Annotated in this window: 11 protein-coding genes and 1 rRNA gene (1 of these 12 cut by a window edge); all 12 read right to left on the bottom strand. The window is 47.9% G+C overall.

The genetic code is table 11. The annotated features are described in order from the left end of the window. Nucleotides 1-1,005, bottom strand: a 16S ribosomal RNA gene (locus BN1002_RS21750) (it extends 547 nt beyond the left edge of the window). Between the two features lie 540 nt (nt 1,006-1,545). After that, nucleotides 1,546-3,030, bottom strand: coding sequence for a lysine--tRNA ligase (gene lysS, locus BN1002_RS21745; protein WP_048827642.1), 1,485 nt, complete (start codon nt 3,028-3,030; stop codon nt 1,546-1,548). A gap of 381 nt (nt 3,031-3,411) precedes the next feature. Continuing rightward, nucleotides 3,412-4,410, bottom strand: coding sequence for a tRNA dihydrouridine synthase DusB (dusB, locus tag BN1002_RS21740; RefSeq protein WP_048827641.1), 999 nt, complete (start codon nt 4,408-4,410; stop codon nt 3,412-3,414). Between the two features lie 31 nt (nt 4,411-4,441). Then, nucleotides 4,442-4,651, bottom strand: a complete 210-nt coding sequence (locus BN1002_RS21735) for a helix-turn-helix domain-containing protein (protein WP_048827640.1) — start codon at nt 4,649-4,651, stop codon at nt 4,442-4,444. Then, the gene (folK, locus tag BN1002_RS21730) at nt 4,603-5,130 is read right to left on the bottom strand and encodes a 2-amino-4-hydroxy-6-hydroxymethyldihydropteridine diphosphokinase (protein ID WP_048827639.1); all 528 of its coding nucleotides are present in this window, start codon (nt 5,128-5,130) and stop codon (nt 4,603-4,605) included. The genes BN1002_RS21735 and folK overlap by 49 nt, the downstream gene beginning before the upstream one ends. Before the next feature lies 1 nt (nt 5,131). After that, nucleotides 5,132-5,491 (bottom strand): dihydroneopterin aldolase, encoded by a 360-nt coding sequence (folB, locus tag BN1002_RS21725; RefSeq protein WP_048827638.1) that lies wholly within the window; start codon nt 5,489-5,491, stop codon nt 5,132-5,134. Further along, complete coding sequence (gene folP, locus BN1002_RS21720) at nt 5,484-6,326, bottom strand: dihydropteroate synthase (protein ID WP_048827637.1); 843 nt, start codon at nt 6,324-6,326, stop codon at nt 5,484-5,486. Before folP ends, folB begins: the two co-directional genes overlap by 8 nt. Further along, a complete protein-coding gene (gene pabC / locus BN1002_RS21715; protein ID WP_048827636.1) occupies nt 6,323-7,198 on the bottom strand; it encodes an aminodeoxychorismate lyase in 876 nt (291 codons plus the stop codon). The genes folP and pabC overlap by 4 nt, the downstream gene beginning before the upstream one ends. Continuing rightward, nucleotides 7,182-7,787 (bottom strand): aminodeoxychorismate/anthranilate synthase component II, encoded by a 606-nt coding sequence (gene pabA / locus BN1002_RS21710; RefSeq protein WP_048827635.1) that lies wholly within the window; start codon nt 7,785-7,787, stop codon nt 7,182-7,184. Before pabA ends, pabC begins: the two co-directional genes overlap by 17 nt. Beyond that, nucleotides 7,784-9,193 (bottom strand): anthranilate synthase component I family protein, encoded by a 1,410-nt coding sequence (locus BN1002_RS21705; RefSeq protein ID WP_048827634.1) that lies wholly within the window; start codon nt 9,191-9,193, stop codon nt 7,784-7,786. The genes pabA and BN1002_RS21705 overlap by 4 nt, the downstream gene beginning before the upstream one ends. A gap of 105 nt (nt 9,194-9,298) precedes the next feature. Then, nucleotides 9,299-10,225 (bottom strand): cysteine synthase A, encoded by a 927-nt coding sequence (gene cysK, locus BN1002_RS21700; RefSeq protein ID WP_048827633.1) that lies wholly within the window; start codon nt 10,223-10,225, stop codon nt 9,299-9,301. Nucleotides 10,226-10,421: 196 nt separating this feature from the next. Then, nucleotides 10,422-11,303 (bottom strand): peptidyl-prolyl cis-trans isomerase, encoded by an 882-nt coding sequence (locus tag BN1002_RS21695; RefSeq protein ID WP_048827632.1) that lies wholly within the window; start codon nt 11,301-11,303, stop codon nt 10,422-10,424. Nucleotides 11,304-11,308 lie beyond the last annotated feature (5 nt).

Genomic DNA, 11,308 nt, shown 5'->3' with positions numbered 1-11,308 from the left:
TGTCAAGACCTGGTAAGGTTCTTCGCGTTGCTTCGAATTAAACCACATGCTCCACCGCTTGTGCGGGCCCCCGTCAATTCCTTTGAGTTTCAGCCTTGCGGCCGTACTCCCCAGGCGGAGTGCTTAATGCGTTTGCTGCAGCACTAAAGGGCGGAAACCCTCTAACACTTAGCACTCATCGTTTACGGCGTGGACTACCAGGGTATCTAATCCTGTTCGCTCCCCACGCTTTCGCGCCTCAGCGTCAGTTACAGACCAGAGAGTCGCCTTCGCCACTGGTGTTCCTCCACATCTCTACGCATTTCACCGCTACACGTGGAATTCCACTCTCCTCTTCTGCACTCAAGCCCCCCAGTTTCCAATGACCCTCCACGGTTGAGCCGTGGGCTTTCACATCAGACTTAAGAGGCCGCCTGCGCGCGCTTTACGCCCAATAATTCCGGACAACGCTTGCCACCTACGTATTACCGCGGCTGCTGGCACGTAGTTAGCCGTGGCTTTCTGGTCAGGTACCGTCAAGGTACCGGCAGTTACTCCGGTACTTGTTCTTCCCTGACAACAGAGCTTTACGACCCGAAGGCCTTCTTCGCTCACGCGGCGTTGCTCCGTCAGACTTTCGTCCATTGCGGAAGATTCCCTACTGCTGCCTCCCGTAGGAGTCTGGGCCGTGTCTCAGTCCCAGTGTGGCCGATCACCCTCTCAGGTCGGCTACGCATCGTCGCCTTGGTGGGCCATTACCCCACCAACTAGCTAATGCGCCGCGGGCCCATCTGTAAGTGACAGCCGAAACCGTCTTTCAGCTCATCGACATGTGTCAATGAGGGTTATCCGGTATTAGCCCCGGTTTCCCGGAGTTATCCCAGTCTTACAGGCAGGTTGCCCACGTGTTACTCACCCGTCCGCCGCTGAGGTTTCGAAAGCAAGCTTTCAAAACCTCCGCTCGACTTGCATGTATTAGGCACGCCGCCAGCGTTCGTCCTGAGCCAGGATCAAACTCTCCAAGAAAGAGTATGAGTTTAGCTCATAAAGTTACGTTGGCTCATGATCCGAAGATCATGATAAATATTGTTTGTTGACGCTTGTTTGTTTAGTTTTCAAGGAACAATACTGTCGATCAAATGACTCCTTTTACGAGTAAAGACTCTTAGGAGCAGAAGCGACCGTCGCTCAAAGGCGACTTTTCTATATTACCAGGTTAACAACCTGGCGTCAACAAGTTTTTTTAATTATTTTCTTGTTGGCTGGCTGCCCTCGCAGCGACATTTATTAATATAGCACCTTTAATTAAGCCTTGCAACACTTTTTTTCGTTACTGAAATTATAATACAAAAGATCCTTCTGCCAAATCTGCTTCTCTTTCCCAGCTATATAGATTTCGGCTCCCGTAGGTATAAATCAGCCAATCAATAAGCGCTGCGAACCCCTCTTCCCTTCACCAGCAAACAAAACAGTTATCCCCCGACAGCAAAAATCGCTTTGCTTCATTCCAAATTTTTTGCAAGAAAAAACGCCAGCTTCCACAGTTGGAAACCGGCGCTATGGCTTTTATCTATGTCTCATTAACGGGAACAACAGAACATCTCTAATTGAAGGAGAGTTGGTCAGGAGCATGACAAGCCTGTCGATCCCAATCCCCAATCCGCCTGTTGGAGGCATTCCGTATTCCAACGCTTCAATGAAGTCCTCATCCATTTCATGGGCTTCATCATTTCCTTGCTCGCGTTCCTTCAATTGTGCTTCAAAACGCTCTCTCTGATCAATCGGGTCATTCAGCTCTGTGAACGCGTTAGCGTGCTCACGCGCCACAATGAACAATTCAAATCGGTCAGTAAAGCGCGGGTCTTTTTCGTTCTTTTTAGCAAGAGGGGAGATTTCAACCGGATGGCCAAAGATGAATGTTGGCTGAATCAGTTTCTCTTCCACTTTTTGCTCAAAGAACTCATTGACGATATGGCCGTATGTCATATGTTCGGTAATTTCAATTCCATGTTCCTTTGCAAGAGCCCGGGCTTCTTCGTCCGTCATCTCTTTCCAGAAATCTACCCCGGTATGCTCCTTAACAGCATCGACCATATGGAGCCTCTTCCATTCTGGCTCAAGGTTAACCTCATACTCACCGTATTGGATGACAGTTGCGCCGAGTACTTCACGTGCAACATGGGCGATAAGCTGCTCGGTCAGCGACATGATATCCTCGTAGTCGGCATACGCTTCATACAGCTCAATCATTGTAAACTCCGGGTTATGCCTGGTCGAAACCCCTTCGTTACGGAAGACACGGCCAATTTCATAAACCTTTTCAAGGCCGCCAACGATCAGCCGCTTCAAATGGAGTTCGATCGCAATCCTCATGAACAATTCCATATCAAGTGCATTATGATGTGTAACGAACGGGCGCGCTGAGGCACCACCGGCGATTGAATGCATCATCGGAGTTTCCACTTCAAGGAACCCATGATCATCCAAATAACGGCGCATGGATTGCAGAATAAGGCTCCGCATGATAAAGGTCGCCTTGCTTTCGTCGCTCATGATTAAGTCTAAATAACGCTGGCGGTATCGCTGTTCAACATCCTTCAGCCCGTGGAATTTATCAGGCAGCGGACGAAGAGCTTTTGTCAGGAACGTATAGTCCGTTACCTTGATCGACAGTTCGCCTACTTGCGTTTTGAAAAGAGTGCCTGTTACCCCGACAATATCGCCAAGATCTGAAGAAGTGAATAATTCATACTGATCTTCCCCAACTTCATCTTTACGGACATAAATTTGAATTTGGCCGGTTAGATCCTTAATATGGGCAAAACCCGCTTTACCTTTGCCGCGTTTTGTCATAATCCTCCCCGCCAGGGAAACAGAGACCTCTTTTGCCTCAAGCTCTTCTTTCTCAAGGTTATTATAGGTTTCAATCAGCTCTTTGGCATTGGCATTGCGAGTGAACTTTTTGCCAAAAGGATCAATACCCTTTTGCCGCATTTCATTCATTTTTTCACGCCTGACCAGGAGCTGGTCATTTAGTTCCTCATGATTCATATTTTTCAACTCCCCATTTATATAGTGCGGTATGTATTCGCACGCTAATCGTAATGTTAAACGCCTACTTGCAGTTTAGACAATTTTGCATAAAAAGAGACATTAGTATCATTGTACACAACTTTCAGGAAGGCACATAATAAAATATCTAAAAATACAACAAAGACTGCCAGTTTTTTTCTGGCAGCCTTCATAGTATATCATCTATATAGATTGAAATAAAGATTGGTATTCATACGGATCGTGGTGGTTGATTTCCACTCCGGGCATTTCGCTTTCCGCGGGGCATCAAAGCAGCATCCTGAAATAGCTTCCCATGGATTTGCGACGAGCACAACCTATATAGAAAGGATTTTGGCTAAATCGCGCCAGCCTGAAGATCTATCCGACGATGGCCTGGCTTTCCTTTTCTTCTGCCTCAGTGGCAAGAGCGTTCAGGAGGGCGACAAGTTCTTCCCTCGTATTGCACTCATTGACAGCATTGCGCGCCTTCCCATTTCCTTTGATCCCTTTTAGATACCAAGCCGCATGCTTGCGCATTTCCCTGACGGCGATATGTTCATTTTTAAGGGCAATCAGGCGGTCAAGGTGAAGAATGCAGACATCAATTTTTTCACGCACTGTCGGCTCGTCCATCAATTCCCCAGTTTCAAGGAATTTTACTGTCCGGTAAATCATCCAAGGATTCCCCAGTGCCGCGCGGCCAATCATCACGCCATCAACACCGGTTTCATCGAGCATTCGCTTGGCATCCTGCGGGGTCTGGACATCGCCGTTTCCAATGATAGGGATGTTCACCGATTGTTTTACCTCACGGATGATATCCCAGTTTGCTTTTCCTTCGTACATTTGGACGCGGGTACGGCCATGAAGCGCAATCGCTTTTCCGCCGGCACGTTCTACCGCAAGGGCGTTTTCGACCGCATAAACATGCTCGTCATCCCAGCCCATCCTCATTTTCACTGTCACTGGCTTTTCAACAGCGTCAACGACCGCGGACACCATTTCATAAATTTTATCGGGATCCAGCAGCCAGCGCGCTCCCGCATCACACTTTGTGATTTTAGGAACAGGACAACCCATATTGATATCGATAATATCCGCATTGGTGTTTTGGTCAACAAACCGCGCAGCCTCGACGAGATTTTCTTTTTCGCCGCCAAAAATCTGCAGGCTTAACGGCTTTTCACGCTCGTCTATATATAACATATTCATGGTCTTTTCATTTTTGAAGAGTATTCCTTTGTCACTTACCATTTCGGCGCAAACAAGGCCGGCGCCAAATTCCTTAACGGTGAGCCGGAAAGCCGAGTTGCAAACACCTGCCATTGGCGCAAGGACAACGGGATTCTTCATGACAATATCGCCAATTTTCAACATTGTAACGGCCTTCCTTTTTTAAAAAATATTTTTACTCCTTTGGAGGAGCCATATCTTCAATACTTACGTGCAAAACCTGTGATACCCTCTGCAACAGGTCGGCTGGAGGCATCCGGTTGCCGCGTTCAATTTCTCCAAGGATGGAAACTGATACTCCAAGCTCTTTCGAAAAACTGTCCTGGGTATACCCTTTTAATTTCCTGAAAGCCCGAATCCGTCTTCCCCATTTTTCTGCTTCCATATCCGTACTCCTTCTTTATCAGGTAAACGATCAATCAACAGCGTAAGAGGTTCACGTTTGCCCGGAAGCTGTATATCTCCGGCAACCTCAAATAGAGGCACAAGCACAAATGCACGCTCCGCCATCCGAGGATGGGGAATGAAAAGCTTCTCTGTTTCAATATTTTCTTGGTTATAGAGTAGAATGTCAAGGTCAATTGTCCTCGGACCCCACCTTATTCCCCTTTTTCTCCCAAGAGAAAGCTCGGTCTTAAGGCACAATTCCAACAGTTCATAAGGGCTTAAATCTGTATAAATTTCAATAGCCATATTTAAAAACAGGTCCTGATCCTCATACCCGACAGGATCTGTTTCATAAATAGATGAAATATTTACCAATTTGACAGAAGGATCTTCGGCGAGTATTGAGACAGCCGCCAACAAATTGCGATAGCGGTCGCCTATATTGGAACCAAGCGAAAGAAACGCATGATTTTCCATGTTATCTTCTCCTCATTATTTCCGTCGCCACAAATTTATAATGGCCCGGTATCGGTGGATCGGGCTTAATGACTTTAACGGACACCTCTTCAAGAAGCGGAAACTCACCTAAAAGCCGGGAAGCAATATTCTCGGCCACTGATTCAATCAGCTTAAACGGCTTTCCCTCTACCACTTCCTTGCAAACTTGATACAACTCGGCATAATTTACGGAGGCATCAAGATCATCCGTCTCTCCCGCCTTTATCAAATCAAGCCCCACAGCAAGGTCGACGATAAACCGCTGACCTAGCCTTGTTTCCTCGGAAAACACCCCATGATAGCCATAAAACTCCATTTGGTTCACATAAATTTTATCCATTCGTTTCCCCCCGGCCCATTAATGCATCCATCATCTTGGCCATCCTCGCCATCTCTTTCACATCATGGATACGAATCATCTGGCAGCCTTTCTGTATCCCGTAGCATACAGTTGCCCCCGTTCCTTCCATCCTTTCCTCAGGCGGCAAATCCAGGACCTTGCCAATGAAGGTTTTTCTGGATGTACCGAGGAGGACCGGATAGCCTAGAGCGACAAGGGTATCCAGATGCTGCATCATCTCGATATTTTCTTTAAAGCCTTTTGCAAAACCAATCCCCGGATCAAGAATGATTTGCGAATCCTTTACACCCGCTTCTTTTGCAATTCGGATGCTTTCATACAAGTCAGCAAAAACATCTCTCGTAAAAACCCCGTAATCACGGTTATTTCGATTGTGCATCAGAATGATTGGCGCCTCAAACTCTGCGGCGACTTTGGCAATCTCAGGCTCTGCCTTCGCACCCCAAATATCATTGATAATATGGGCACCTGCTTCGAGAGCCTTCCTGGCAACCTCCGCTTTATATGTATCAACGGAAATAGGCACTCCCACTTCCTTCGCCAGCACCTCGATAATCGGTATGACCCTTTCAAGCTCTTCTTCAAGGGAAACCGGTTCATGTCCCGGCCTTGTCGATTCGCCTCCGATATCGATAATGTCGGCACCCTGGCCGACCATCTCCCTCGCGCGGTCAACCGCACGGTCTGCCGCATTGAACTTTCCACCATCCGAAAAGGAGTCAGGCGTCACATTCAAGATTCCCATCACGATTGTTTTTTTGCCATAATCAAGGACATGCTGTCCGCATATAATTTTCTGCTGGTCATTGCTCATGAAAAACCCTCCGTTCCAAGTTCATTCCTGCTGTAATATATCTCGCGGCAAGCGGCATAACGGTTATGCAACCATTGTGCAAGCCGCCCCGCTTTTCCTGGCAGCTTATTATCCCCAATTTGCGGACAGGCGACAATCTCCTGTATCGAGTTCGTGAAAAAAACTTCTTCCGAAGCGAGCAGCTCGTCAACAGAATAAAGGCCTTCCCTTACGTCAAGGCCCGCCTTCCGGGCCAATTCAATGACAAACTGGCGGGTGATTCCATTTAAGATTCCCGTCTCCAATGAAGGGGTAAAGAGAGCCCCTTCACTTACCCAAAATATATTTGAGACAATCCCCTCCGCCACATGGCCATCCTTTGTCAGGAAGATCCCTTCGGCGCCGGGGGCATCACGCATTTCCCGGTAGGCAAGGAGATTGTTTAAATAATGATGGGATTTCAGCCGCTGCTGTCCTTCTGGGGTATTCCGGTTCAAGGAAACGATTTTACCGGACTTTTCCTGTAAACTTCCCGCTCGAGGAAGCGGTTTTGAGAAAACAATCATCTCTGGTTCCGAATAGGGTTCTGAACGAAGGCCAATCTCTCCCGCTCCTGCTGAAATATTCAAGCGGATATAGGCATCCATGAAGCCATTCGCCTCTATAAGCTCCTTAACCGCCCGTACCGCCTCGGGCCGATTGATTCTCTTCTTAATCTCAAGCACCTCAAGTCCGGCATTCAGCCTGGCAAGGTGATCATCGAGAAGGAAGCAATGCCCATTGTAAACCCTGAAGGTCTCAAACAGGCCCACCCCATAGAGAAAACCATGGTCGAATGGGCTGATGGACGCCTCTTCTTTTTTTACAAGCGCACCGTTATGCCAGATGAACATGGCCATTTACTTTCATGGATCCCGAATGCTCACGGACGAAATTGGCAAGAAGCTGTTTTCCCGGCCCGGTCAGAATGGACTCGGGATGAAATTGCACACCTTCAACCGCCATCGTTTTATGGCGAATCGCCATGATTTCCCCTTCTGCCGTCCACCCCGAAACCTCCAGGCAATCAGGTAGCGTTTCCCTTTTCACAATCAACGAATGATAGCGGGCCGCGGCAAATGGCGTCGGAATGTCTTTAAAAATAGTCCCGCCATCATGTTGGATAAGTGAAGTTTTGCCATGCATTAGCCGTTCGGCTCCCACTACATCCCCGCCAAACACCTGGGCAATCGCCTGGTGGCCGAGGCAAACGCCGAAAATCGGAACCTTTCCCGCAAAATAAGAAATCGCTTCAAGGCTGATACCGGCCTCATTCGGGCTGCAAGGGCCCGGGGAAATCATCAGGACGGACGGGCTGGCTTTTTCGATTTCTTCCAGCGTTGTTTCATCATTCCGCTTCACAATCAGGTCCTCGCCAAGCTCCCCCAAATACTGTACAAGATTGAATGTAAATGAATCATAGTTATCGATCATATAGATCATTCGTTTTCACCCGCTTCTGCCAGCTCTTTCGCCTTCCAGAGCGCCCTTGCCTTTTTCAGGGACTCTTTATACTCATAGACCGGATTGGAGTCAATGACAATACCCGCTCCCGCTTGCACATGGGCCTGTCCATCTTTTACAAGCATAGTCCGGATCATAATGTTCAATTCAAGATCATCGTTGAAGCCAATCCAGCCTAGCGACCCGGTATACGGCCCTCTTCTTGAAGGCTCGAGTTCCTCGATGATCTCCATCGTCCTTATTTTCGGCGCGCCGGTAATTGTACCTCCGGGAAATACAGCGTCAATTAAGTCGAATCCATCTTTCCCATTAGAAATTTGGCCGCGCACATTCGAGACGATGTGCATAACGTGAGAATACTTTTCAATTGCCATAAATTCATTTACTTCTACCGTTCCATATTCACTCACTTTGCCAAGATCATTTCGTTCGAGATCGACCAGCATGACATGCTCGGCCCGTTCTTTATCACTTTCAATCAATTCATTAGCAAGCTCCAAGTCTTCTTCTGGATTCCTGCCCCGTGATCTCGTACCAGCTATCGGCCTTGTACTGATCTCCCTGCCAAGCTTTTTGACGAGAAGTTCAGGTGACCCGCTTACAAGCTGGAATTCCGGTGTATGGAAATAACCCATATACGGAGATGGATTTACCTCGCGGAGCTGTTCATATACCTTCATGGCCGAAACGCCAATCGGCTTTGTCTGCCGCACAGACAGATTAACTTGAAAAACATCGCCCTGTTCTATGTATTCCTGGACCTTTGCGACCGCTTGCGTAAACTCCTTTTCCTGGATCGATACTTCCCTTTCCTGTAGGAATTCGAAAATTTCTTTTCGATCCCCCCGAACTGGACCTGGCTCCGTCCAGCGGGATTCCCACTCACGGACACGAGCGTCCAGGCCCTCCTCATCCTTCTCGCCAAAACGGAAAAACATGGTCAAGGCTTCTTCCTGTAAATCGAGGACGAACCATTCCTTATGGAACATAAAATAAACATCCGGCACGTCTAGTTCATCGTTTGCGAGATCCGGCAAAGACTCTATGTAACGGGCATAATCATAGCTGATATAGCCAATCGCACCGCCTGCGGCTAAAGGGATGGGAGATTTCGTCTCATTCCTGAAATCCGCCATAAAGTTTTTCAGTCCACGAAGCGGGTTCCCTTCAAAAAAGGAACTCTGGCCATTTTCCGTCACCTCAAAGCGATTGGCTCCGGCAGACCTTACTACCGTGCACGGATCGAAAGCAGCAATACTGTAACGTCCGCCGCGCCCGCTTTCAAGAAGGACATGCCGGCCGGTTGAGGCGGCAATCTCTTTATACTTTTGAAAAAACTTATTTGCTGTTAATCCGAAGGTCTTTTTGAAAATCTTTTCCCCCAAAAAACTCACTCCCCGCTTCCCATATCTTCTTCATCATACAAGAAGTTCAGAAATGAAAAAAGCATGAACCGCAAAGTTTGCAGCTCATGCTTTAATGGTTATTGGCTATTCCTCAAATTGATATAGCGGGGTGCTTAAATAGCGCTCGCCGTTGCTTGGAATGATGGCAAGGACTTTTTTCCCTTTTCCAAGTTCCTTTGCCACCTTGAGTGCAGCATAAATGGCTGCCCCGGAAGAGATTCCGCCGAGAATCCCTTCCTCTTTCGCCGCGCGGCGGGCATATTCAAATGCCTGGTCATTCTCGACCTGGATGACTTCATCATAAATTTTCGTATCAAGGATATCCGGCACGAAACCGGCGCCAATCCCCTGGATTTTATGCGGGCCAGGTTTGCCGCCTGAAAGGACCGGGGAGTCGGATGGCTCGACCGCATAGATTTTGATTTCTGGATACGCTTCCCTCAGCACCTCGCCGGCTCCTGTGATCGTCCCGCCGGTTCCTATGCCGGAGATGAAGCCATCAAGCTGTCCGCCCATTTGTTCAACAATCTCTCTCCCGGTTGTCCTACGGTGCACTTCCGGATTTGCTTCGTTCTTAAATTGCTGGGGCATGAAATATCCCTTTTCCTTCGCCAATTCTTCCGCCTTGCGAATCGCGCCTCCCATGCCTTCCGGTCCAGGAGTCAATACAAGTTCCGCTCCATAGGCGCGAAGAAGATTGCGCCGCTCCATGCTCATTGTTTCCGGCATGACTAAAAGTGCCTTATAGCCCTTCGCTGCCGCAATCATGGCCAAACCGATTCCGGTATTTCCGCTCGTCGGCTCAATTATGGTATCGCCCTCTTTCAGGCTCCCGTTTTCCTCGGCGGCTTCAATCATAGCAAGGGCAATCCTGTCCTTCACACTGCTGCCTGGATTCATATATTCAAGCTTTAGGTAAACTTCAGCGCTGTTCTCGTCCACGAGGCGGTTTAATTTCACAATCGGGGTATTGCCGACAAGGCCGGCAATTGAATTTGCGACGCGTACCATCCGTCCCACTCCTTATTCCGAGTAATTTTATTGGTTTAATATAAATTTATCAATTTTAAGCAAAACTGTCAATATTATTACTTTCCCCAACCGCCGTACAAAAAACAGTTTTTTACAAAATTATGACCCCGATCCTATTCAAGATTCGGGGCCTGATAAATATATATTCACTTTGTTCAGTTATAGAACCAGTCTGTCATTTTCCATAAAACCATTCTACGCCAGCCTCTTGCCAAAGCGTCCGCGCGGAAGGCGGGGTTCCAAGCTGTCCAACGGCAATCTGTCTCCTGATTTCCCTTTTCACTTCTTTATAAGAATATTTCTTCCCGCTCAGCTGGTCATGCAATTTTATGATCGCATAACCTTCATCCGTTTTAATCGGCATGCTCCACTCGCCTTTTTTCACCTTCTGCGCCTCGGATATGTAGGTTTGAGGATAGCGCTCATCACCTTCCTGGATAAAGCCGAGCCCGCCGCCTTCTGACGCGGTGAATTCATCCATGGACCGCTCCCGCGCCAAAGTCTCGAAGGAGGACCCTTCCTTTAGTTCCTTAATGGCCTGGTCCGCTTCCTCCTTCGTCTTCACCACGATATGGGAAAGCTGGAATGCGGCCGGAACTTCATAGGTCGATTTATTCTTTTCATAATAACTTTTCATTTCTTCATTGGATACAACGGCATCTTTTGTCAAAAGCTCTTCAAGAAGGAGAGACAGCTCGATTTGTTTTTTCCAACTTTTCAAGTTTTGCTGATCAGGCGCGGAACCTCCATAGGTAGTCTGGAACGTTCTTAATTCCCGCTCTACATCTGCTTTTGGAATTTTGACGTTATATTTTTTTGCCAAATGGCTGATGACTTCCTGGTCCACAAGTTCCCGAAGTGTGTCTTCGCCATAGCGGGCCTCCAATTCCTTCAGCCACTCTTCCCTCGTAACGCTGCTATTCCCCACTGTCGCCACTGTTTCTGCGTCAACTGGAAAGCCGGAAGCCCTGCCGCTTTTTGACATGAAGTAAAAAGCAGTCAGGATATTCAGGATGACCAGCGCGACAATCACATACCATAATTCCCTCGTTTTCATTTTCC

Source organism: Bacillus sp. B-jedd (assembly GCF_000821085.1).
GTDB lineage: Bacteria > Bacillota > Bacilli > Bacillales > Cytobacillaceae > Bacillus_D.
Note: the sequence above shows the minus strand (reverse complement) of the source record. Positions and strands in the feature narration are given on the sequence as shown.

Excerpts from the sequence above, each read along its gene's own strand:
- pabA (WP_048827635.1), bottom strand. The coding sequence starts at position 7,787 with ATGATCTATATGATCGATAACTATGATTCATTTACATTCAATCTTGTA.
- pabC (WP_048827636.1), bottom strand. The coding sequence starts at position 7,198 with ATGTTCATCTGGCATAACGGTGCGCTTGTAAAAAAAGAAGAGGCGTCC.
- lysS (WP_048827642.1), bottom strand. The coding sequence starts at position 3,030 with ATGAATCATGAGGAACTAAATGACCAGCTCCTGGTCAGGCGTGAAAAA.
- folK (WP_048827639.1), bottom strand. The coding sequence starts at position 5,130 with ATGGAAAATCATGCGTTTCTTTCGCTTGGTTCCAATATAGGCGACCGC.
- BN1002_RS21695 (WP_048827632.1), bottom strand. The coding sequence starts at position 11,303 with ATGAAAACGAGGGAATTATGGTATGTGATTGTCGCGCTGGTCATCCTG.
- cysK (WP_048827633.1), bottom strand. The coding sequence starts at position 10,225 with ATGGTACGCGTCGCAAATTCAATTGCCGGCCTTGTCGGCAATACCCCG.
- BN1002_RS21735 (WP_048827640.1), bottom strand. The coding sequence starts at position 4,651 with ATGGAAGCAGAAAAATGGGGAAGACGGATTCGGGCTTTCAGGAAATTA.
- dusB (WP_048827641.1), bottom strand. The coding sequence starts at position 4,410 with ATGTTGAAAATTGGCGATATTGTCATGAAGAATCCCGTTGTCCTTGCG.
- folP (WP_048827637.1), bottom strand. The coding sequence starts at position 6,326 with ATGAGCAATGACCAGCAGAAAATTATATGCGGACAGCATGTCCTTGAT.
- folB (WP_048827638.1), bottom strand. The coding sequence starts at position 5,491 with ATGGATAAAATTTATGTGAACCAAATGGAGTTTTATGGCTATCATGGG.